We start from the raw sequence: 22,481 nt of genomic DNA, 5'->3' as shown, positions 1-22,481 counted from the left end.
GGTCGAGGTCGAACGATGGGCTCATGTCGATGACGGACGAGACACGGCAGGCCCTGGATCGGCAGCGGACGGTGGAGATCACCACGACCGGGCGGCGGAGCGGCCGGCCGAAGAGGATCGAGATCTGGCGCTACCGGGCCGCCGGCCGTTACTGGCTCACCGGCAGCCCGGGCGCGCGTGACTGGTACGCCAACCTGCTGGCGCACCCCGCGTTCACGCTGCACCTGACCGACCTGGATCTTCGGGTACGCGGCCGTCCCGTCACCGACCCGGACGAACGGGCCCGGGTCTTCGGTGCGATCGTCCCGACCCTGGACTGGGCCGGCAGCCTGGAGAGCTGGATCGCCGGAAGCCCGCTGGTGGAGATCGAGCTGGCCTGACCGCGATCAGCGGCCTCGGGTCGTCCAGACCGGCCGCTGCGGCTCGTCGTTGCGCACGACGACGTCGGCGCGCTCGGTCGGGCGGGCCGCGACGGCGTAGAGCTGCTGGGCGGGGAGGTAACGCTCCCGCCAGCGCCGCTCGACCTCGGTGCCCGACGACACCCGACGCTCGCGGACCACGGCACGTTCCACGGTCCGGTCGACCGCCACCGTCACGAGCACGCGCAGGTCCCACCGGTCGACCAGTTCCGGACGCATCAGGAAGACACCGTCGAAGACCAGCACCGCGTCGACCGGGGCGGTCCGGACCGGCGGGGACAGCACGGTGTCCGCGGCATGGTCGTAGACCGCGTGCTGGAAGCGTCGGTCTCCATCCGGGCCGAGCGGATCGAGCAGCACCCGGTTCAGCGCCGCGTGGTCGTGGGCATCGAGATAGCAGCCGTCGGCCGAGAACTCGCCGCGCCGATAGCGTCGCACCCGGGGGACGAGGAAGTCGTCGACGGTCGCGCGGATGACGTCCCGGCCCCGCGCGCGCAGGGCGACGGCCAGTTCGTCGGCGAGCGTGGTCTTGCCGGCGGCGGGCGGCCCGTCGACGGCGACCCGCGTCGGGTGTCCGGCTGCCACGGACTCGACCGCTTCGGCCAGATGGCGGAGAAGATCGCCTCGGGTGCCGTACGCCATGCCGTCACTCCCCCGTGAGCGAGATGCTCAGTTGACCGCCGAGCCGGCGGAAGCCCAGGGCCCGCGCCACCCGGCGCGACGGTTCCGGCCGAGCCCGCCACTGCGGCAGCAACTGGTTCGTCAACGCGTCCGCAACCGCCGCCGACGCCACGGCACGCGCCAGCCCGCGCCCACGGTGTCCCGTCCCGGTGAGCACGCTCAGGTGTGCGACCCGCCCCGGCCAGTGTCGGTAGCCGGCCGCCGCGAGCACCTCGCCCGCGCGGCGCGCGACGAACGCCCGGGAGGTGATGTCGGTCAGCCCGCACTCGTCGGCGTCGCCCGGCGGGACGGAGGCGAGCAGCGCGGCGAGGTCGGCCGGTTCCCCGGAAGCCACAGGCACGTCGTCGGACGCCGCGGGCCGGAAGTGGCTCCGGTCGAGGTAGGCCAGGCTCGCCGGGCCGAGCACGTCGGTGACCGGCAGAAGGGCGCGCAGCCGACCGGCGTCGGTCAGCTCCGCGACGGGCAGCCGCCGCAGCACCGCACGCACCGTCGCCAGCGCACCGGCCGACGGTACGGTGACGACGGCGGCGTCGCCCAGCGCGACGATCCCGACCCAGCCCGGCGGACAGAGCAGCGAGCCGGCCGAGACCTCCACGTCGACGCCACCCTCGGCCGGGAAGGCCATCGACACACCGGCCAGCTCGCGCCAGGCCTCGCGGGCCCGGACGAGCAACGCATCGGTGGCCATGGACACATCCTCACGCGCGGCCCGGCACCCACACCACCGGGTTTACCGCCGGCGACACGCGCACCGCAGCCAACCCGGCATCCGGCCGGTGGAGCACACCCGCCCCCGCCGGCGCCCGGCCCGGATCCGCCGCCACCCTCGCACGGCCACGGCTCGCCGTGCGCTGGTGGCCGTTAGGCTGCACGTGTGGTCCGGGATGAACTGCTGCGGCTGCGCGCGAGGGCGGAGGCTGAGGCGGCGACGCTGGCCCAGGATCTGGAGGCGCTGTTCCTGGCATCGCGGGATTCGAACGCCGACGACGAGCACGACCCGGAGGGCGCCACGATCGGCTTCGAACGCGCCCAGTTGACCGCGCTGCTGGCCGGGGCGCGGGCGCGGATCGCCGACGTCGACGACGCGCTGCGTCGGGTGGACGCGGCGACCTACGGCCTCTGCGAACGGTGCGGGCAGCCGATCGGCGACGAACGGCTCGCCGCCCGGCCGTTCGCCCGCTTCTGCATGGCATGCGCCTAGGCCGGCCTACAGGAAGCACTCCGGGTCGAAGCTGTCGAGGTCGATGATGCGCACCCGAGGAAGGACATTGGTGAAGCAGTCCGCGTCCTCCTCGATGTCGAACACGTGCAGGCCCGGCAGCTCGGCGAAGCCGGCGTTGAGGAACTCCTTGAACCCGACGATCGCTACCTGATGATCACCTTGGAGGAGTTCCTCGATGTGCGGCAGGAAGTCGCCGTCGTGGCTGGCGAGCATCACGTTGCCGGGGCGCCGGGCGATGGCCTCCAACGTCCGCTGGATGCCGATGTCCACCACCTTCTGATCCGATGACCCGGCGAGCGGAATGGGCCGGTACTCCATGCTCAGGAGCGCCCGGACGAAGGGCATCGGCAGACCGCCGCCCGAGGCGTTGAGGAAGAACAGCGCCTTCACCGGCTGCTGCCAGGTGTCCCGAGCGAAGTCCCGCAGACGCTCCCACCGGGGGCGCTCGGCAGGGGCCGGCCGGCGCTCCAGAACACTGTTGCCGAGAGTGGCATCGATGTTCTCCCCGTCCACGATGAGGTACGTGACGGGTGCGGTCGTACCGGGCATAGGTGTGCCTCTCGAGTCGAGCAGCGAGCGCGGACCGGTCGAGCCCGAGCGTTCGACGTGCTGGCGGATCCGTGCTCATGGTCAAGAGTATTGCCTGCCAGCCCGGTTCAGCGACTTCCGTGCGGACGCCGGGCGCGAAGGAACGCCGTGGCCGTCGTCCGCCGCGTCGGCGTGCCGGCCGCGACCACCGCGGTCATGTACGTGTCGAGACGCTCGCGTTCGCCGTCGGTCAGGGTGGCGGCGATCGCCTCACCGTACGTGGGTACCAGGGGGTTGGGTGCCACCCGCTTGAGTGCCTCCCAGTCGTCGAGCGGGTCGGCGGGCCCGTCGACCCGGGCGCGGTAGTCCAGTTCCACCGCTTCGAAGCCGGCGGCCACCGCCCAGTCCACGAGGTCACGCTCGTCGAAGTCCGTCATCGGTCGCGTGGTCTCCCCGGTGGTGACCCGGTAGACCTCGTTGACCTTGGCGATCAGGTCGTTCACGGGCGCGTCGCCGATGCCGAACAGGTCGTCGGGCCGGTGCCGCGCCGCGAAGCGGTTGACGGGCTCGAACAGGGAGATCCGGCCGCCCGGCCGCAGGACCCGGAGGAACTCCGCGAAGGCGGCCTGCTTGCGATCGGAGTAGATGAGCACCGACCGGGTGGTCACCACGTCGACGGAGGCGTCGGCGACTCCGGTGAGGTCATCGGCGGACGCGACCACGAAGCTGCACCGCTGGTCACCACCGGCGGTGCGCCGGCACTCGTCCAGCACGTCCGGTGAGACGTCGGTGAAGATGACGTGACCCTCCGGGCCGAGCCGAGCCAACGCGCCGAACCCGATCAGTCCGGTCCCGCAGCCGACGTCGAGGACCACGTCGTCGGCCGCCAGGTCGGCGCCGTCGAGGACGCCGTCCCGGAACGCCGCCACGTCCCGGGCGTTGCGGGCGCGCAGGCTCGCGCTGTCACCGTCCCGGCGGGTCAGGAGCCACTGTGCCCACTTGTCCGTCGCCACCCGGGTCATCGTAGCCCGGACGCGTCGACGGACACCGGGTACGAGCCCTACCCGAGCAACGCCGCCGCCGCGGCCAGGGTGGCCAGCGACAGCGTGGTGGTCACCACCACCGCCCGGTTGGCCACCGCCTCGCCGACGCCGTACTCCTGGGCGAAGATGAACGTGTTCTGCGCCGTCGGCAGGCCCGCGCACACCACCACGGCGAGCAACTGCGACGCGGACAGGTGCAGGGCCAGCCCGGCCGCGTACGCGACGACCGGCTGCGCGACCAGCTTCAGCGCGCTGATCACGACCAGCTCGGCCGGCCCGGTCGGCTCGGCAGGCGACGGTGCCGTGCGGTGCAGCGACGCGCCGAGCGCGACCAGGGCGGCCGGCGCCGCCGCGCCGGCCAGCAGCGTCAGCGGCGCTTCGGCCACCGACGGCAGGCGCAGGCCGGCGGCCGAGGACGCGACACCGAGCAGCGACGCCAGGATCACCGGGTTGCGTACCGGCAGCGAGGCGACCCGGCGGACCCGGACCCGCCCGGCCGGGTCGCTGCGCCGGTCCAGGGCGACCACGATCACGGGCGCCACCACCAGCACCTGCAGCAGCACCACCACCGCCAGGAACGACACGTCGCCGAGGACCTGCGTCGCGATCGGGATGCCGAGGTTCGCCGAGTTCACGTACCCGGCGGCCATGCCCCAGATCGGCCGTTCGCCGGGCCCGCGACCGAACAGCCGGCTCGCGCCGGCCCACCCGAACCCGACGACCGCGACGGTGCTCACCCCGAAGGTGAGCAGCGAGCGGCCGGCGATCCCGGACAGCGGCATCCGGGCCAGGGCCAGGAACAGCGCGGCCGGCATCGCGAGCTGGAACACGAACCGGCCGAGCACCGACGCCGCCGCCTCGCCCAGCAGGCCCCGTCGACAGGCCGCCCAGCCGACCGCGGTGAGGGCCCAGATCGGTACGAACGCGGACACCAAGCTCATCCGGGCGTCACCCGACGTGTTCAGTCATGCGTTCAGCCTCGCATTCGAAGCGGGGAACCCCACGCAGCCCGAGCTCCACAGTTCGGTCCTGGCCGAACCATCCCAGCCCTACGATCGGGGACTCGGACCGCTGTGAGAGGAACGGACAGGATGAGCGACGACACTCCCATCACCGATGACCGCGACCCCGCACGGGTCGTCGAGGACGCCGTCGCACACGCCCTACGGCTGGCGGAGACCTGGCCGGCGTGGGACGGGCAGGCCCGCGCCGCCGGGGACCGGGTCTACACCCCGCACAAGGCGCTCCGCCGGCTCGCCGACCACCTCGTGGACCACCTCGCCGAACTCGAGGCGCGCCTTGCCGGGCGATCTCCCCTGCCCGACCACTGGCACGCCTCCGCCATCACCACCCCGGCCGACCTGGCTCCCTTCACTCCCGAGGACCTGGACGAAGCCCGCAGTCGGCTGACCAGGTTGGCGCAGATCTGGTCGCTGCGCCTCCGCGCGCTCGACGACGAGCGCCTCGACCGGGTCGAAGGCGGCGCCTGGACGCTGCGCCAGGTCGCCTTCCACCTCGGCGACACCTTCTACGCCGACGCGGTCGGCGACCTCACGACACCAGGCGAAGTGTGAACCCCTGGAGACCGCCGCGGCCCGCACCAGGCGGTCAGAACCAGCTCTCCCGCATGTCCAACGTGGTGCGGTCCAGGCTCTCCAGCAGGTCGAACTGCGGACCCACCTTGGGCAGCTCCCACCGGTAGAAGTAGCGCGCCGCCGCCCGCTTCCCGGCGGAGAACTCGTCCGCCGGCGACTTCGACGCGTCCACCGCCAGCACCTGTTCCAGCCACAGCCACGCGATGACCACGTGCCCGACCGCCTCCAGGTAGACCGAGGCGTTCGCCAGCGCCAGCTCCGGGTCGCCGGTCGCCCACAACCGCCGGGTCACCACCGCGATCCGGTCCACCGCCGTCCCCAACCGCCCGGCCAGGTCGGCGGCGAACCCGTCCGCCTTCCAGGCCCGGTCCACGGTCGCGCGCATCGCCTCCAGCAGCAGCTCTAGCGCCGCGCCGTCGCGCATGGTGACCTTGCGGCCGAGCAGGTCGAGCGCCTGGATGCCGTGGGTGCCCTCGTGGATGGCGTTGAGCCGGTTGTCGCGCCAGTGCTGCTCCACGTCGTAGTCGCGGGTGTAGCCGTAGCCGCCGTGCACCTGGATGGCCAGGTCGTTGGCGGCCAGGCACCACTGCGACGGCCAGCTCTTGGCGATCGGGGTGAGCAGCTCCAGCAGCAGGTGCGCCCGCTCCCGGTCGGCCTCGGCGGGTGCGGTCTTCTCCTCGTCGAGCAGCCGTCCGCAGTAGAGCACCAGCGCGAGCGCACCCTCCACGTAGCTCTTCTGGGCCAGCAGCATCCGGCGTACGTCGGGGTGGGCGACGATCGGCACCTGCGGCGTGGTGGGGTCCTTGTCGGTGACCGGGCGGCCCTGCGGGCGCTGCCGGGCGTACGCGACGGACTTCAGGTAGCCGGTGTAGCCGAGCGCGGTGGCGCCGGCGCCGATGCCGATGCGCGCCTCGTTCATCATGTGGAACATCAGCGCCAGCCCCCGGTGCGGCTGCCCGACGAGATACCCGACCGCGCCGGCCCGCCCGTACGGGCGGTGCACGCCCTCGCCGAAGTTGAGCAGGGTGTTGGTGGCGCCCCGGTAGCCGAGCTTGTGGTTGAGCCCGACCAGCACCACGTCGTTGCGCGGGCCCAGCGCGCCGTCGTCGTCGAGCAGCACCTTCGGCACGACGAACAGGGACAGGCCCTGCACGCCGGGCGGTCCGCCGGGGATGCGGGCGAGGACCAGGTGCACGATGTTCTCGGCCAGCTCGTGGTCGCCCGCGGAGATCCACATCTTGGTGCCGGTGATCCGGTAGGTGCCGTCGTCCTGCGGCTCGGCGCGGGTGGTCAGGTCGGCCAGGGAGCTGCCGGCCTGCGGCTCGGACAGGCACATGGTGCCGAAGAACCGGCCCTCCACCATCGGGCGCACCCAGGTGTCGACCTGCTCGGGGCTGCCGTGGGCGAGCAGCAGGTTGGCGTTGCCGAGGGTGAGGAACGGGTACGCGGAGGTGCCCACGTTGGCGGCCTGGAACCAGGCGAACGCGGCGGCGGCCACCGCGTGCGGGAGCTGCATGCCGCCGACCGACTCGTCGAGCGTGGCGGCGAACAACCCGGTGTCGGCGAACGCGTCCAGCGCGGCCTTGACCTGCGGAATGGTGCGTACGCGGCCACTGTCGACGGTGGGTTCGCTCGTGTCGGCGGCCCGGTTGTGCGGGGCGAAGCGCTCGGCGGCGACCCGCGCGGCGAGGTCGAGCACCGCGTCGAACGTCTCGCGGGAGTGCTCGGCGTAGCGGGGCCGCTCGGTCAACCGGGTCACGTCCAGCCAGTCGTGCAGCAGGAACGCCAGGTCACGGCGGGACAGCAACAGCTCGGACGACGACAACGCGGGCCCCTTCCCCTCAGCCGCGGCGCAACCCGGCGACGGCCTCCCGCAGGTCATCCTGGCCGATCGGGGCCGGCGGCGCACCCTCCGCAGCTTCCCGCAGCGCCTTGGCGAGTTGCACCCGGCGCAGCGCCTCGCGCAGGTCGGCGCCGGTGAGCCCGGCGGTGTCGGCGGCCAGGGCGGCCGGGTCCACGTCGTCGGCGAACATCCGGAAACCGGTGCGCTCGTGCCGGTCGATCAGCTCCCGGATCATCTTGCCGAGGATCTCCGCGCGGCCGGTGTCGTCCGGCGCCGGGATGGCGATCTTCAGGTCGAAGCGGCCGGAGCGGATCAGCGAGGCGTCGACGCGCTGCGGGAAGTTGGTGGTGGCGACCACGATGACGTCGGGGTTCTCCTCGAACAGCGTGTTCATCTCCTGCTTGAAGATGCCGGCGACGGCGTTGACCGCCTGGCTGGCCGCGTCGCCGCCGGCCCCGGCGTAGCTGATGATCGAGTCGAACTCGTCGAAGAGCATCACGGTGGGCCGGCGGTAGCGGCGGGCGTCACGGAAGATGCGCTTGATGTTGCGCTCGGAACCGCCGAGATACTTGTCCAGGATCTCCGGCGTGCGGATCTCCACGAAGTCCGCGCCGACCTCGTTGGCGAGCGCCCGGGCCAGCATGGTCTTGCCGGTGCCCGGCGGGCCGTACATCAGGATGCCCTGCGGCCGGCGCGCGCCCCAGCGGGCCATCGCCTGCGGGTGCCGGAACGACACCGCCACCTCGCGGAACCGGGCGACCACGTCGGCCAGGCCGCCGACCTGGTCGAGGGTCACCGTCTCGCTGCGCGGCGCGGCCACCGCTACCGGTCGCCGCCCCACCAGGTACGTGCGTCCGCGCAGCACGGTCGGCTCGACGCTGTCGCCGGCGAGTTCACGTACCGCCTGGAGCAGCAGGCCGAGCACGGCCCGCAGGTGCTCCGGTCCCACCTCGGCGCTCGGCACGTCGGCGCGGATGCGTACCGAGCCGTTCTCCTGCTCCACGCGGGGTCGCACGCCGGCGGCCTCGGCGGCGGCCAGCACCGCCCGGCCGGCCGGGTCGCGCGGCGGCGCGGCCAGGGCGGTCCCGGCGGGTCGCAGCCCCAGCCGGCGGGACGCCTCGGCGGCGGCCCGGCCCACCGCGGCGGCGGCCGGGCCGTCGCCGGCGCGCGCGGCCAACCGCTCGGCGAGCAGCAGGCCGACCGGCCCGGCCAGCCCGAGAGCGAGCAGGCCGGCCGGCGCGGCCTCCATCCGCAGGTACGCCTCGAAGCGGTGCACCTGCCGACCGCCGGCGGTGTCGGTGCGCACGGTGCAGCGGACCTCCCGCACCGGGGCGGGGAAGCTCGCGCCGGCCAGCAGCTCGACCGGCCCGTCTGCGGCGGCGGCGAGCAGCCCGGCCGGGTCGGTGATGCGCACCTCGGCGCCGAGCAGCGGCACCGTCTCCTCGTCCGGCCGCACCTCGTACCCGGTCATGGGTCCTCTTCCCTCGCGGCGACGTGTGAGGACGAGTCTGGCACCCGCCGGGCCGACCGGCCACCTCAGCCGACATCGCTGAGCAGGCCGTCGACCAGCTCGCGAGGCAACCCGTGGGTGTCGTGCAGCCAGTGGTAGTCGCGTTCGGTCAGCGGACCCCGCGCGCGGACCCGGTCCACCAGCGGCCGGCCGCGCCGCAGCAGCTCCCGGAACCGGCGCTCCTCGTCGCACAGCAGCTCCCGCAGCGGGTCGGGGTCGACCGGCCGGCGGAACCGGCGCAGCGTGTCCGCGTACCCGGTGAGCGGCAGCTCGCCCAGGCTGCGCGCCGGGTCGTCGCGCCACAGCACGGTCAGCGCGCGGCGCAGCAGCCGGCGCAGCACGTAGCCCCGCCCGGTGTTGCCCGGGCGTACCCCGTCGGAGAGCACGACCACCGCGGAGCGCAGGTGGTCCGCGACCACGCGCAGGTCCGTCTCCGGCAGGTCCCACCGGTCGCGGACCGCGCCCACCCACGGGCGCAGCCCGTCGCCGGTGAACACGGACGTCTCGCCGCGCAGCACCATCTCCAACCGTTCCAGCCCCATGCCGGTGTCGATGCTGGGCAGCGGCAGCGACGTGAGCCGGCCGTCGGGGTGCCGGTGGTACCGCATCTGCACGTGGTTCCACACCTCCACCCAGCGCGCGTCGCCGCTGGGGGTGCCGGTCGGTGGCCCGTCGCCGGTCCACACGAAGATCTCCGAGTCCGGTCCGCACGGGCCGGTCGGTCCGTTGGACCACCAGTTGTCCTCCCCGAGCGCCTCCACCGGCACGCCGAGCGCGGTCCAGGTCTCCCGCGCGGTCTCGTCCGGGCCGAGCTGGTCGTCGCCGCCGAAGACGGTCGCGTGCAGCCGCTGCGGCGGGATCCGGTAGCCGTCGGTGAGCAGGTCGAAGCCCCAGCGCAGGCTGGTCGCGATGTCGTAGTCGCCGAGCGACCAGGAGCCGAGCATCTGGAACACGGTCAGGTGGGTGCGGTCGCCGACCTCGTCGAGGTCGGTGGTGCGCAGGCACCGCTGCACGTTGACCAGGCGGCGTCCGCCCGGGTGCGGGCGCCCCAGGAGGTACGGCGTGAGCGGGTGCATGCCCGAGGTGGTGAACAGCACCGGGTCGCCGGGCGGTGGCACCAGGGAACTCTCCGGCGCGTCGGAGTGGTCGAGCCGGTGGTAGTGGTCGTCGAAGGTGCGGATGATCTCGTCGGGTGTCATGGCGGGGGCCTTCCGGGTACGGGCGTCCGGACGGTCCGCGCGACGGTGGCGTGACACGACGACGCCGGCGGACCGTTTCCGGTCGCCGGCGTGGGGTTGGGGCAGGTCAGGCGGCGGCAACCGGCGAGCGGAAAGCTCGCGCGGCCGCGGCGGTGATGGTGCGCCTGCTCTGCATACCGCCCAGGCTAGCCCACCCGTTCTCCCCCCGCCCACCCCTTTCCCCCGCCCCGCCGATCATGACGTTGACGGCCCCCGTTGCCCGATGTGGCACCGCCAACCTCATGGTCAACCCGTGGGCGTGGCGGCGACGGCCCCGGCACGGGCCTCAGGACGGGTCGGGACACCCATGGCGTTCCACCAACGAGCGCCGACCGTGGTGAGTGGAACGCCACGGGTGTCAAACCCGGGTCGAGACACCCATGGCGTTCCAGTCAGCGGCAGCGGGGGCGACGGGTGGAACGGCGTGGGTGTCCGGGGGGGGTGGTGGCTCAGGGGGTGCGGGTGAGCAGGTGGTGGTAGAGGGCGTTCAGGCGGTCGGCCTGGGACTCCCAGGTCCAGGTGGGCAGCGGGGAGTTCGGGCCGTCGTAGACGGTGCGGTAGCGGGCCGGGTCGGCGAGCACCGCCCGGATTGCGCGGGCCAGGTCGGCGGCGTCCCGGGCGCGGAAGACCTCACCCTGGCCGGTGGCCCGGACCGTGTCGGCCATGGTGCGGACGTCGCTGACCACGATCGGCAGCCGCGCGTGCGCGTACTCGAAGAACTTGGTGATCAACGCGATCTCGTGGTTGGGCCAGTGGTGCAGCGGGATGAGCCCGACGTCGGCGGTGGCGAGGAACGCGACGAGCTGCCGGTGCGGCACGTACGGCAGCACGTGCACCCGCGCGGCGACGCCGTGGCGGGCGGCGCGGGCGACGACCTGTCGGACGTAGGCGGCGGCCGGGTCGGCGACGACCAGGGCAAGGTGTACGCCGGGCAGCCGGGGCAGCGCCTCGACCACGGTGTCCACGCCACGCTGTTCGGCCATCGCCCCGCTGTAGACCAGCAGCGGGGTGTCGGCGGCCACACCGCAGCCGGTCCGCAGGTCAGGCGACTCGCCGGCCGCCCGAACGGTAACGGCGGCCGGCACGGTCCGCCCGGTGGGCGCCGGGGCGCCAACGGACGCGGCTTCAGCGACGGGTCCCGCAGCGACCGACACGGCGGCGGCAGGCACGGCGGCGGCAGGCACGGCGGCGGCAGGCACGGCGGCGGCAGGCACGGCGGCGGCAGGCACGGCGGCGGCAGGCACGGCGGCGGCACGCTCCGCGGCGGCGGGCACGGCGGAGGAGCGCTCGGGCTCGGCGATCGGGGCGTTGAGCACGACGGTGGGGCGCTCCGGCAGGTCGTGGTCGCGGACCAACAGGTCGGCGAGCGTGTCGGAGACGGTGACGACCGCGTCGGCGTGGCCGACGTACTCGCGGACGTAGCCCAGGTGCGCGGGCAGCCAGCGGGCGTTGTCGCGACGGGGTCGGGCACCCGGAAGCCACTCGTGCGCGTCCCAGACCAGCTTCACGACGCGTCCCCGGGCGCGGGCGCGGTCGACCGCGCGGGCGGCCACGCCGAGCATCCGGAAGTCGTGCGCGTGGACCAGGTCGGGGCGCAACTCGTCGACGACCGGGCCGGCGACACGTTCGTAGTCCCACAGTCCCGGCTCCAGCCGGCGCCAGGCCCGGTCGCCGAGCCGGGCCCGCCAGTAGCGGACCTGGGCGTGCTCCAACGGTCGGCGGGCCAGCCGGGCCACCCGCAACGGCAGCCCGCCACGCGCCACCAGCCGGCCCCGCAGGCCCGAGCCGCGTGGGCCGGCGGGGGAACCGGTCGCGCCGGCCTCGCCGCGTGGATCGCTCGCGTCGGTGGGGAGGAGGCGGGGCGCGTCCAGCGGCAGCACGCGTACCTCGGCGTCGCCGAGCTGCCAGCGGCGCTCGGCGTCGACGCGGGCGCAGCCGAGCAGGGTGACGTGCCAGCCGGCGTCGGCGGCGGACCGGGCGGCCTTCTGCACCCGTGAGTCACCCTCGACCGCGTTGTCGACGAGCATCACCACCCGCCGGCCGGCGCCCGGCGGCGGCGCGGCGTCCCGCTGCTTCGGCATGGGCGCGAGTGTACGGGGACACGGGACCCGCCCGAGGGCCGCGAAATGCGGCCTGAGCTGCGAGGACATCGAATGTGCGAACGCCGGTGGGGGGAAGTTCACCAGCCGTGCACATGCCGGTCAGGCGGCGCCGGAGGGGACCAGCGGGCCCGGCGCGACGGGCTGCCGACGGTCGCGGCGGTTGGGCAGCGACAGGCGGATGACCTTCCACCAGGCGGAGGCGACCTGCTTGGGCAGCGGGCCGGTGGTGTAGCGCAGCCCGTACCTGTCGAACAGCGCCCGGACCTGCGGGGCGATCTCCTGGTAGCGGTTGCTCGGCAGGTCGGGGAAGAGGTGGTGCTCGATCTGGAAGGACAGGTTCCCGGTCATGATGTGCAGCAGGCGGGGGCCGCTGATGTTGGCCGAGCCGAGCATCTGCCGCAGGTACCACTCGCCGCGCGTCTCGCCCTCGATGGAGGTCTTCTCGAACGTCTCCACGCCGCTCGGGAAGTGCCCGCACATGATCACCGAGTGGCTCCACACGTTGCGGATCAGGTTGGCGGTGAACGTGGCGGCGAGCGTGGACAGGAACGAGGGACCGGAGAGCAGCGGGTGGACCACGTAGTCCTTGAGCACCTGCTTGCGGATCTTGCGGCCGACCGCCTTCGCCTTGGCCCGGAACTTCGGGTCCTTGAGCCGCTTCTGCTTGAGGTGGTCGCCCAACTCCATGTCGTACGCGGCGATGCCGTACTCGAAGAAGGCGGCGTTGAGCAGGTTCCACACCGGCTGGCCCAGGTGCATCGGGTGCCACGGCTGGTCCTCGTCGACGCGCATGATGCCGTACCCGAGGTCGTTGTCCTTGCCGACCACGTTGGTGTAGCGGTGGTGCAACTCGTTGTGCGACTGCTTCCACTGGTCGGCCGGGGAGACGTGGTCCCAGTCCCAGGTCGTGGAGTGGATCTTCGGATCACGCATCCAGTCCCACTGGCCGTGCAGGACGTTGTGCCCGATCTCCATGTTGTCGAGGATCTTGGCGACGGTGAGACCGGCCGTGCCGACGATCCAGGCCGGCGGGAACAGCGAGAACAGCAGCACCGCGCGGCTACTGATCTCCAGCGTCCGCTGGGTCTTGATCACCTTGCGGATGTAGCGGGCGTCCCGCTCCCCCCGGTCGGCGATCACCCGGTCCCGGATCGCGTCCAGCTCCTTGCCGATGATCTCGATGTCCTCGGCGCTCAGGTGGGCGATCGGGTTGTCGGCCTTCTTCTGGATCACGGTCACGTCGGTGGCTCCTCAGAGTTCGATGTCGCAGGTACCGGCGGCCGCCGAGATACAGGTCTGGATCCGCACGCCGTCACCCGGCACGGCCGTGGTCACGTCGCCGTTGCGCAGGTCGCGTACCGCGCCCTGGCGCAGCGGCACGACGCAGCCGTAACAGATCCCCATCCGGCAGCCCGAGGGCATGAGCACCCCCGCGTTCTCCCCCGCGTCGAGCAGGGTGGTGGCGCCGTCGGCCTCGACGGTCACCCCCGCCCCGGTGAAGGTCACCGTGCCGCCGTCGCCCGGCGTAATCACCGTAGGACGGAACCGCTCGGTGTGCAGCAGATCGACCGCGCCCCGGGCCGCCCAGTGCGCCTCGGCGGCGTCGAGCAGGCCGAGCGGCCCGCACGCCCAGGTGTGCCGCTGCGCATGGTCGGGTACGAGTTCGTCCAGCTCGGTCACGTCGAGCAGGCCGGAGGTGTCGGTGTGCCGCTCGACCAGGCGTACCGCGCCGCGTTCGGCGAGCGCCCTCAGCTCCGCGCCGAAGATGACGTCGTCGCGGGTCGGCGCCGAGTGCACGAGCACCACGTCGGCGCGTTCGGTGAGCCCGGCGCGCAGCATCCCCATGACCGGGGTGATGCCGCTGCCGGCGGTCAGGAAGAGGACCCGCTCGGGGGTGGCCGTGGGCAGCACGAACTCGCCCTGCGCCTGGTCGAGCTGGACGATCGTGCCGGGTCGGATCCGGCGGACCAGGTGGTTGCTGACCTTGCCGTCCGGGATCGCCTTCACGGTCACGGCGATCCGGCCGTCCGCCGCGCCCGGCGGCGAGGTGAGCGAGTACGCGCGCCACTGGCGCACCCCGTCGACGTCCACCCCCAGGCGCACGTACTGCCCCGGCAGGTGACCCTGCCAGCCGCGCCCCGGTTGGATCACCAGCGTCGCCGCGTCCCGGGTCTCCGGGCGGACGGCGACGATCCGGCCCCGCAGGGGCGCGCCCGCCCGCAGCGGCGCGACCAGGTCGAGATAGTCGCCCGGCAGCAGGGGGGTGGTGACCGTGCCGGCCAGCCGCAGCAGCCTGTCCCGGAAGGAGACCTTCTGGGAGCGGCGGGGCGCAGTTGTGGTCATATGACCAGCGTGGCTGCGTAATCGCATAACATCTTGACCGACAAAGGTGAAACGGCCACAGGTTTTTGTTCGAAGGGAACAACATGTCGCAGGAGGCCGGGACCGGGCAGCGTGCCGCCCATCTCGATCTCGACGCCGAGGTGGCGGCGATGCTGCGCGGCCGCCTGCCGATGGTCGCCGAGCGCACGGTCACCGCGATCACCGCCGAGGTGCCGGACTACTCCGGCACGCTCACCGGCACCATGCGCGCGAAGATCGAGAACGCGGTACGCATCGCGCTGGGCACGTTCCTCCAGCTCATCGAGGGTACCCAGGCGTTCGACCCGAGCACTCCCCTGGCCCCCGCGCTGGAGGCCGCGTACGCGCTGGGCAGCGGCGAGGCCCGCTCCGGGCGGAGCATGGACGCGCTGCTGGCCGCGTACCGGGTGGGCGCCCGGGTGGCCTGGCGGGAGGTCTCCACCATCACGGTGCGCAGCGGCCTGGCCGCCGAGACGGTGGCCGAGTTCGCCGAGCTGATGTTCGCGTACATCGACGAGCTGTCCGCGGCCAGCGTGGCCGGGCACGCCGACGAGCTGGCGAGCGCCGGCCGGGTACGCCGCCGGGATGTGGAACGGCTCACCCGGCAGTTGCTCGCCGGCGAGCCGGAGGAATCGCTGCGGCGCAGCGCCGAGCGGGCCGACTGGCCGCCGCCGCAGACGCTGACCGTGGTGCTGCTGCCCCGCCGCCACCTGCGCGCGGTGCTCGCCCTGCTCGGCCCGCAGACGCTGGAGAGCGGCGAGGACCTGCCCGGCATGCGCCCGGCCGAGGAGCTGGCGGTGCTGCTGGTGCCGGACGCGCACGGCGGCCGGCGCCGTCAGCTGGTCCGGCTGCTGCACGGGCACCGGGCGGTGCTCGGACCGGCCCGCCCCTGGCACCGGGTCGCCGCGTCCTACCAGCGGGCCACCCGGGCCCTCACGCTCGGACTCGGCGAACCGGACGCCGGGCCGGTCGACACCGAGCGTCACCTCGCCGCGCTGCTGCTCAGCATGGACCCGGAGGCACTGGCCGACCTGCGGACCCAGGCCCTCGCGCCGCTCGCCGCCCTGCCGCCGGCCACCGCGCACCGACTCGCCGAGACGCTGCGGTCCTGGCTGCTGCACCAGGGCCGCCGGGACGACGTGGCGGCCGACCTGTTCGTGCACCCGCAGACCGTCCGCTACCGGATGGGCAAGCTGCGGGAGCTGTTCGGCGACCGCCTCCACGACCCCGCCACGGTGCTGGACCTCACCATCGCCCTCGCCGTTCCACCCGAGCAAGGAGGGGCCCCCGCTTGACGCTCCGGTAGAGGAGGGGCCTTTTTCACCCACCCGGGTCGCCGGGCTCGGTGGGCTCGGGACCTCCGGCCCTGCCCCTGGGCCCCGGCGGCGGGCAGCCTCGGAAGGGGACGAGCAACGAGGAGGCGCCGCCATGGACCGGTCCGCGACCCGCACGCAGCAGGACCCGACGGTACGGGTGCTGGAGGCGGCGGCCCGACAGTCCCTGCACGCCCCCTCGGTGTTCAACACCCAGCCCTGGCGCTGGCGGATCGACGCGGACACGCTGGAGCTGCGCGCCGACCCCGGCCGGCAGCTCGCCCACACCGACCCGGACGGCCGGCTGCTCACCCTGAGCTGCGGCGCGGCCCTGCACCACGCCCGGGTGTCGCTCGCCGCCGTCGGCTGGGCGGTCGCCGTCGAGCGGTTGCCCGACCCGGCCGACCCGACGCTGCTCGCCCGGCTGCGCGTCACCGGCCCGACCGTGTTGGACGTACCGGCGCTCCGGCTCGTCGACGCGATCCCGCGCCGCCGCACCGACCGGCGCGCGTACGGCGACCGTCCGGTGCCCGAGTCGGTCCTGACGCGGCTCACCGACGCCGTCGAGGCGCAGGGTGCGCACCTGCACGTGGTCCGCCCGGACCAGATGCCGATGCTGGCCGTGTCCACCGGCCGCGCCGCCGACGCGGAGCTGGCCGACCCGGCGTACCGGGAGGAACTGCACCGGTGGACCAACCGCCCGGCGGGCAGCGGCGACGGCGTGCCCACGACCACCGCGGTCCGGCCCGCACCGCGGCGCGTCCCGCTGCGCGATCACGCCCTCGGCAGGGCGGCCGGGCTGACCGCCGGCGCGGACTTCGACCGCGGTGCGGCGTACCTGATCCTGTTCGGCGACCGCGACGAGCCGGAAGCGTGGTTGCGCGGCGGCGAGGCGCTGTCGGCGCTGCTGCTCACCGCGACCGCCGAGGGATTGGCCGCCGCTCCGCTCAGCGACGCGATAGAGCTGGCCTGGCCGCGCCGGATGATGCGCGACCTGCTCGCCGGCATCGGCGACCCCTACCTGGTGGTGCGGGTCGGCTGGGGCCCGGACGCGGACCTGCCGCCGGCCCCACGCCGGGCGCCCGCCGAGGTCATCGAGGTGGTGGCGCCGCCGGAGTGACCCGTTCGTCGTGCGCCTGCGCCGGGCCCCGGAACGCCGTCCAGAGGTTGAATCCCGCGATCGCGACAGCGAACAGCGCCCAGAGCGCGAGCAGCGCCGGTGGCTGGCCGTCCCGGGCGAACCGGGGCAGGAACACGGCCAGCAGGACCGCGGCGAACAGGGCCGAGACGACGGCCATCACCCGCGGCGCCCGCCGGGCGGGTCGCGGCCTCGTCGGGCGCCGGTCGCCGGTGGTCGGGGCGAGACCTCGACGCAGGCTCGTCCCGACGACCGTGGCCGCCACCGCCACCCAGAGGACGGAGAACCACGCGAGGGGTCGCGTGACGAGCCACACCACACCCACGACCACCGCCGCCGAGCTGAGCGTCGCGACGAAGAGGTCCCGCTGCCGTGCGCTTACGGACATGCCGGGAGAGCTACCCGGTCCGGTGTCGTCGCATGCCGACGGCGGCCACGACCGGGACGCCCGGCGCTACCCTCGGCGGGTGTTCGAACTGGATCCGACCGACGCGTTCGTGGTCTTCGGCGACCAGGACTCCGGTTGTCTCTCCTACGGCGTGCGGGCGGCGGGCCGGCGCTGGTTCGTCAAGCGGGCCCGGACCCCGCGGGCGCAGGCCTCCCTGACCCGGGCCCTCGGCCTGCACGCAGCCGTCCGGCACCCGGCGGTCGTCCGGCCGGAACTGGTGCGCGACGGCACCGACGGTCCCACCCTGGTGTATCCGTGGTGCGAGGGGACCGTGCTCAACCACGCCACCGTGCGCGGGTCGGACCGGTCCGGCCTGGCCCGCTTCCAGCGCCTCCCGGTCGCCGAGGTGCGGGCGGCCCTGGCGGTGATCCTCGACGCCCACCTCGCCGTCAGCGCCGCCGGCTACGTCGCGATCGACCTGTACGACGGGTGTTTCCTCTACGACTTCGACGCCCGCCGGATGCGGCTGATCGACCTGGACGAGTATCGGCCGGGAGCGTTCGTCCTGGACTCCGAGCGGCTGCCCGGATCCCGCCGTTATCTCTCACCCGAGGAGTTGACCCGGGGCGCGGTGATCGACGAGCGCACCACCGTGCACGCGTTGGGCCGCACCCTGCACCACCTGCTCGACGCGCCGTCGGGCTGGCGGGGCGACGAGCGCGCCGCAGCGGTCGTGGAGCGGGCCACCCGGGCCGACCCGGCTGCGCGGTACGCGTGCGTGCCCGACCTGGTCGAGGCCTGGCGCGAGACGACCTGACCGCCGTTTGCCCCTGGTACCCGTCCCGCGTGCTCGGGCCGGCGACGGCTGGCTCGCGGGCCCGCGGGCCCGCGGGCGGCCACGATCGGTGACGGTCGGTGACGAACGGTGCGCTGCTCCGCCGGTGACTCCGGGTAACGACGGGCCATCTGCCCCAGAAAGGCGTCCGCACGGCGCCTGATCGCTTGAGCAGGGGTTACGTGAGGTTTTCGCGACAGCCGGGCACCCCGCTCCACCGCCTTTGCTCTGCAGCCATCCGCGCAGCAGCAGCCCTCCGTGATTGATGCGTCCGTGGCTGCAGAGCAAAGGCGGCGGAGCGAGGGGACGCGGAGGCGGCCCGCCTCTCACACGGAGTGACGAGCCGCTGACATCGCCGCGAGGAGGCGAGGAGAGCGGGGCGGCCTGCTCGGGCAAACCCGCCGGCACGAACAGACCGCCGGCACGAACAGACCGCCGGCACGAACAGACCGCCGGCACGAGCAGACCGGGCACGAGCGGGTGACCGGGCGCGAAGGCCCGGCCGGGATGGAGACGGCACGGCCGGTCAGCACCGCGAAGACCTGGCGACACGCACCACGAGGGACTATTCCCTATTGTCCACTGTCACTGTCAGCAACTGTTCTACGTATTCCCGATCGCATGTTGACGGTGGCGACCATGAGGGCAATCATGATGGTCACTGGATCCACCCCACGCCAATGTCGGATCTGGTGGCTTTTCCCACCCCTCGACGGGATCGCGCCGGGACCGCGAGATTCCGCCGGGCAATCGTGCCCGGCGCGCGCTCGGCAAATCCTATCGAACGGATAGGATTTGCTGCCGCTCGCCCGAGGAGTCCGCCGGTGAACGGGAACAACGACGCTCCCGCGCCGAGCCGGCCTAGGCCGGCTCCCTACGGCGCTGAGCTGGAAAGACAGCTCGCACTGCACGGCGGTCGGCCGGTCCGGCGCGCGCCGTGGCCCACCTATGACAAAGGTGCGGTATTCGTACACGCCGAGGACGAGGACGCCGCAATTCGGGCCATCCGCAGTCATCTCTACTTCCGATACGACCACCGCGCGCAGAACGAAACCGAATGCGGTCGCTTCGAGGACGAACTGTGCCACTATTTCGGCACCCGGCATGCGCTCGCCGTTTCCAGCGGCACCGCCGCGCTGGCCCTCGCCCTGATGGGAGCAGCCGTGCCGCCGGGGTCATTGGTCGCCTGCCCCGGATTCACTTTTGTCGCCACTCCGAGTGCCATTGTGCTGGCCGGCTGCCGACCATTTCTGGTCGAGGTCGACGACGACCTGCGGATGGACCTCGACGACCTGCGCCGGCGGTGGCGGCCGGACATCCGCGCCGTCATGGTGGTGCACATGCGCGGCTTCGCCGCCGACGTCGAGGCGCTCGCCGCCTTCGCCGCCGAGATGGGCGTACCGCTGATCGAGGACGCCGTACCGGCGCTCGGCGCCGAACTCCACGGCCGCAAGCTCGGCACGTTCGGCGCGGCCGGGGCGTTCAGCACCCAGTCCGACAAGGCGCTCAACTGCGGTGAGGGTGGCTTCCTGGTCACCGACGACAGCACGCTCTTCGCCCGGGCGGTCGCGCTGTCCGGGGCGTACGAGGGGCGGTTGCGCCGGCACTTCCCGCACGGCGAGCCGTCGCTCACCGGCCTGGACCTGCCCCTGCTCAGCCTGCGGATGGACGAGATCCGGGCGGCGCTGCTACGGGCCGAGCTGACCCGGCTGCCGCAACGGCTGGCGCTGTTCCACCGCAACTACGCCCACGTCTCCCGCGCCCTGGCCGACCTGCCGGGCATCGCCGTGCGGCGACCGGTGGCGCCCGGGGCGTACCTCGGAGAAGCGTTCCTGTTCCGCGTGCCCGGCGGCGACGCGGGCTGGTTCGCCCGGGCGCTGCGGGCGGAAGGGATCGACGCCCGCAACATCGGCGCGGACGACGACCTCAACGTCCGGGCGTTCTGGAACTGGCGCTTCCTCTACGACACCGCGGACCCGGGGCAGGTCCGCGCGACGCTGCCGCGCACCGCGCGGCTGCTCACCGAGACCGTCGACGTGCCGCTGTCGTCCAACCTCACCCCGGACGACTGCGACGACCTGGTGCACGCGGTCCGCAAGGTCGCCGCCGCCCGCGACAGCGCACCGGCGCGGCCGTGACCGGCGTCGACACCGCACAGCGGCGACTGCCCCGGCGCGCGCTGGTCGGGCTGCTCGGTGGCCTCTTCGCCGGCTACCTCGGGTTGACCGCGGTCATCCCGGTGCTGCCCGGCTTCCTGCGGGAGCGGCACGACGCCGGTGACCTGACCGTCGGCGTCGTGGTCACCGGGACCGCGGTGACCGCGCTGCTGGTCCGGCCGGCCGCCGGCGCGCTGGCCGACCGGTACGGCCATCGCACCGTGATGCTGACCGGCGCGCTCGTGGTGGCCGCCGGTGGCCTGCTGTACCTGGCGCCGCTGGGCGTGCCGGCGCTGGTGGCGGTCCGGCTGCTGCTCGGCGCCGGCGAGGCGGCCCTGTTCACCGCCGGCGCGGTGTGGATCGTCCAGCTCGCCCCGCACCACCGGCGCGGTCAACTCATCGGCCTCTACGGGGTGAGCATGTGGGGCGGCATCTCCGCCGGCACGTTCCTCGGCGCGACCGTGCAACAGGCCGGGTACCCGGCGGTGTGGGCGCTCAGCGCCGCCGCCCCGGCCCTCGGCGCCGCGCTCGTCGCGCTGGCGCCGACGCCGCCGCGCGCCGCGCCGACGGCCCGGGGCGGCGGCCTGCTGCTGCGCCCCGCGCTGCTGCCCGGCGTGGCGCTGACGTTCGGCGCGGCCGGGTACGCCGGGCTGGCCGCGTTCGTGGTGCTGCACCTGGACGCCCGCGGCATCGGTCACGGCGTGGTGGTGCTGAGCTGCTTCAGCGCGGTCTACGCCGGCACCCGGCTGGTCATCGGTCACCTGCCCGACCGGCTCGGCCCCCGCCGGGTGGCCACCTGGTGCGGGGTGGGCGAGGCGGTCGGGCTGCTGGTCATCGCGGTCGCGCCGAACCTGCCGGTCGCGGTGGCCGGCAGCGTGGTGATGGGCGTCGGTTTCTCGCTGCTGCACCCGTCGCTGGCGCTGATGGTGATGAACCGCACCGACCCGGCGCGGCAGGGCGCGGCGATCGGTGCGTACACCTCGTTCTGGGATCTCGGGCTGGCGGTGTGGGGTCCGGCGACCGGTCTGGTCGCCGCCGGGTTCGGCTACCCGGCGGTGTTCGTGGCCGGCGCGGCCGGCGCGGCGGTCGCCGCCGCGATGGCGCTGCGCATCGGCGGCCGAACCCCGATGGAGGTACGCACATGAGCGCACCCGTGACCGTGCTCAGCGTCACCGGCTGGTGTCGCAACGGCAGCACCATCATCGGCAACGTCCTCGGCGAGGCGCCCGGCGTCGTGCACGTCGGCGAACTGCACTTCCTGTGGAAGAACTCCACCGGCCGCGGGGTCAACGACCGGTGCGGCTGCGGCGAGGCGCTGACCGCCTGCCCGCTCTGGTCGGCGGTGCTGCCGGTCGGCCGCCCGGCCGGCATGTCCGCCGACGCGCACGCCGCCGAGGTGATCCGGCGTCAACGCGCCCGGCTGCGGACCCGGCACACCTGGCGGGTGCTGCGCCGGGGCGCACCCGACCCGGACACCCGCGCGCACGCCGACCTGCTCGGCGCGGTCTACCGGGAGATCGCCGCGCGCACCGGCGCCCGGGTGATCGTGGACAGCACCAAGATCCCCGGCGAGTCGGCCTTGCTGCCGCAGGTGCCCGGCGTCGACCCGTACTGGCTGCACCTGGTGCGCGACCCGCGCGCGGTGGCGCACTCCTGGCGGGAGCCGAAGGACTACGTCTACGCCATGTCGGCGGCGCGCAGCACCGCGTACTGGCACGGGTTCAACCTGGCCTCGGCGGCGATCAACCGCCGGCACCCCGGACGGTCGACGTTCCTGCGCTACGAGGACTTCACCGCCGAGCCGGCCGGCACGGTCGACGCGCTGCTGCGGCTGGTCGGCGTCGACCCGGCCGGCAACCCGGTCCGGGACCGGACCGTCGAGCTGCGCGGCAACCACACGGTGACCGGCAACCCGGACCGGTTCCGCACCGGCCCGACCGTCATCCGGGACACCGACGACGGGTGGCGGCGCACGCTGACCGGCCGGCAACGCCTCGCGGTCACGGCACTGGCCTGGCCGCTGTCCGCCCGCTACGGCTACCGGCCCGACGGGTCGGCCGGCACGCATTCCGGCGCGGCGGCCCGCGTCGGTGAGACGGAGAGGTGACG

General features: G+C 73.8%; 21 protein-coding genes. 9 read left to right on the top strand and 12 right to left on the bottom strand.

Annotated elements, in window-relative coordinates; genetic code table 11:
* Positions 1-29 precede the first annotated feature (29 nt).
* Positions 30-380: a nitroreductase/quinone reductase family protein gene (locus GA0070213_RS17270; RefSeq protein WP_245716432.1), complete on the top strand. Its 351-nt coding sequence runs from the start codon at positions 30-32 to the stop codon at positions 378-380.
* A gap of 6 nt (positions 381-386) precedes the next feature.
* On the opposite strand, the gene GA0070213_RS17265 is transcribed toward GA0070213_RS17270, so the two are convergent.
* Both GA0070213_RS17265 and GA0070213_RS17260 read right to left on the bottom strand, forming a co-directional pair.
* A complete protein-coding gene (locus GA0070213_RS17265) occupies positions 387-1,061 on the bottom strand; it encodes an AAA family ATPase (RefSeq protein ID WP_091064808.1) in 675 nt (224 codons plus the stop codon).
* Between the two features lie 4 nt (positions 1,062-1,065).
* Positions 1,066-1,788, bottom strand: a complete 723-nt coding sequence (locus GA0070213_RS17260; protein ID WP_091064806.1) for a GNAT family N-acetyltransferase — start codon at positions 1,786-1,788, stop codon at positions 1,066-1,068.
* 186 nt (positions 1,789-1,974) lie between these two features.
* Between GA0070213_RS17260 and GA0070213_RS17255 the strand changes: the two genes are divergently transcribed.
* On the top strand, positions 1,975-2,301 hold the full coding sequence (locus GA0070213_RS17255) for a TraR/DksA family transcriptional regulator (protein WP_091064801.1): 327 nt from the start codon (positions 1,975-1,977) through the stop codon (positions 2,299-2,301).
* 6 nt (positions 2,302-2,307) lie between these two features.
* On the opposite strand, the gene GA0070213_RS17250 is transcribed toward GA0070213_RS17255, so the two are convergent.
* From GA0070213_RS17250 to GA0070213_RS17240, 3 genes are all read right to left on the bottom strand, one after another.
* Positions 2,308-2,835: an NYN domain-containing protein gene (locus tag GA0070213_RS17250; RefSeq protein WP_245716431.1), complete on the bottom strand. Its 528-nt coding sequence runs from the start codon at positions 2,833-2,835 to the stop codon at positions 2,308-2,310.
* 143 nt (positions 2,836-2,978) lie between these two features.
* A complete protein-coding gene (locus GA0070213_RS17245) occupies positions 2,979-3,863 on the bottom strand; it encodes a class I SAM-dependent methyltransferase (RefSeq protein ID WP_175441378.1) in 885 nt (294 codons plus the stop codon).
* A 47-nt stretch (positions 3,864-3,910) separates the two neighbouring features.
* On the bottom strand, positions 3,911-4,834 hold the full coding sequence (locus tag GA0070213_RS17240; RefSeq protein ID WP_091064791.1) for an AEC family transporter: 924 nt from the start codon (positions 4,832-4,834) through the stop codon (positions 3,911-3,913).
* Positions 4,835-4,984: 150 nt separating this feature from the next.
* Here GA0070213_RS17240 and GA0070213_RS17235 point away from each other — a divergent pair, with 150 nt between their 5' ends.
* Positions 4,985-5,467 (top strand): DinB family protein, encoded by a 483-nt coding sequence (locus tag GA0070213_RS17235; protein ID WP_091064787.1) that lies wholly within the window; start codon positions 4,985-4,987, stop codon positions 5,465-5,467.
* 34 nt (positions 5,468-5,501) lie between these two features.
* On the opposite strand, the gene GA0070213_RS17230 is transcribed toward GA0070213_RS17235, so the two are convergent.
* The 6 genes from GA0070213_RS17230 to GA0070213_RS17205 form a co-directional block, all read right to left on the bottom strand.
* Positions 5,502-7,313: an acyl-CoA dehydrogenase gene (locus GA0070213_RS17230; RefSeq protein WP_091064782.1), complete on the bottom strand. Its 1,812-nt coding sequence runs from the start codon at positions 7,311-7,313 to the stop codon at positions 5,502-5,504.
* A gap of 16 nt (positions 7,314-7,329) precedes the next feature.
* Complete coding sequence (locus tag GA0070213_RS17225) at positions 7,330-8,802, bottom strand: ATP-binding protein (RefSeq protein ID WP_091064779.1); 1,473 nt, start codon at positions 8,800-8,802, stop codon at positions 7,330-7,332.
* A gap of 65 nt (positions 8,803-8,867) precedes the next feature.
* A complete protein-coding gene (locus GA0070213_RS17220) occupies positions 8,868-10,040 on the bottom strand; it encodes an alanine--tRNA ligase-related protein (RefSeq protein ID WP_091064778.1) in 1,173 nt (390 codons plus the stop codon).
* 488 nt (positions 10,041-10,528) lie between these two features.
* Positions 10,529-12,160: a glycosyltransferase gene (locus tag GA0070213_RS17215; protein ID WP_091064775.1), complete on the bottom strand. Its 1,632-nt coding sequence runs from the start codon at positions 12,158-12,160 to the stop codon at positions 10,529-10,531.
* Between the two features lie 120 nt (positions 12,161-12,280).
* Positions 12,281-13,420: a fatty acid desaturase family protein gene (locus tag GA0070213_RS17210; protein ID WP_091064771.1), complete on the bottom strand. Its 1,140-nt coding sequence runs from the start codon at positions 13,418-13,420 to the stop codon at positions 12,281-12,283.
* Positions 13,421-13,432: 12 nt separating this feature from the next.
* Entirely contained in the window at positions 13,433-14,524 is a 1,092-nt protein-coding gene (locus GA0070213_RS17205; RefSeq protein WP_091064768.1) for a ferredoxin reductase, read from the bottom strand.
* Positions 14,525-14,607: 83 nt separating this feature from the next.
* On the opposite strand from GA0070213_RS17205, the gene GA0070213_RS17200 reads away from it, so the two are divergent.
* Both GA0070213_RS17200 and GA0070213_RS17195 read left to right on the top strand, forming a co-directional pair.
* Positions 14,608-15,837 carry a PucR family transcriptional regulator gene (locus GA0070213_RS17200; protein WP_091064765.1) on the top strand — a complete coding sequence of 410 codons (1,230 nt, stop codon included), beginning with the start codon at positions 14,608-14,610 and terminating at the stop codon, positions 15,835-15,837.
* 133 nt (positions 15,838-15,970) lie between these two features.
* On the top strand, positions 15,971-16,975 hold the full coding sequence (locus GA0070213_RS17195; RefSeq protein WP_091064761.1) for an Acg family FMN-binding oxidoreductase: 1,005 nt from the start codon (positions 15,971-15,973) through the stop codon (positions 16,973-16,975).
* Here GA0070213_RS17195 and GA0070213_RS17190 read toward each other — a convergent pair.
* Entirely contained in the window at positions 16,947-17,381 is a 435-nt protein-coding gene (locus GA0070213_RS17190; protein ID WP_091064757.1) for a hypothetical protein, read from the bottom strand. The genes GA0070213_RS17195 and GA0070213_RS17190 overlap by 29 nt on opposite strands.
* Positions 17,382-17,460: 79 nt before the next feature.
* On the opposite strand from GA0070213_RS17190, the gene GA0070213_RS17185 reads away from it, so the two are divergent.
* The 4 genes from GA0070213_RS17185 (at position 17,461) to GA0070213_RS17170 (ending at position 22,479) form a co-directional block, all read left to right on the top strand.
* Positions 17,461-18,198, top strand: coding sequence for a protein kinase family protein (locus GA0070213_RS17185; protein ID WP_091065260.1), 738 nt, complete (start codon positions 17,461-17,463; stop codon positions 18,196-18,198).
* Positions 18,199-18,896: 698 nt separating this feature from the next.
* On the top strand, positions 18,897-20,354 hold the full coding sequence (locus GA0070213_RS17180; RefSeq protein ID WP_245716445.1) for a DegT/DnrJ/EryC1/StrS family aminotransferase: 1,458 nt from the start codon (positions 18,897-18,899) through the stop codon (positions 20,352-20,354).
* Positions 20,351-21,517, top strand: coding sequence for an MFS transporter (locus tag GA0070213_RS17175; RefSeq protein WP_091064748.1), 1,167 nt, complete (start codon positions 20,351-20,353; stop codon positions 21,515-21,517). Before GA0070213_RS17180 ends, GA0070213_RS17175 begins: the two co-directional genes overlap by 4 nt.
* Positions 21,514-22,479, top strand: coding sequence for a sulfotransferase (locus GA0070213_RS17170; RefSeq protein ID WP_091064743.1), 966 nt, complete (start codon positions 21,514-21,516; stop codon positions 22,477-22,479). The genes GA0070213_RS17175 and GA0070213_RS17170 overlap by 4 nt, the downstream gene beginning before the upstream one ends.
* The last annotated feature ends 2 nt before the right edge of the window (positions 22,480-22,481 follow it).

Source organism: Micromonospora humi, from assembly GCF_900090105.1.
Classification (GTDB): Bacteria; Actinomycetota; Actinomycetes; order Mycobacteriales; family Micromonosporaceae; genus Micromonospora; species Micromonospora humi.
The sequence above is the reverse complement of the archived record's forward strand: the minus strand, read 5'-3'. Positions and strand labels throughout refer to the sequence as shown.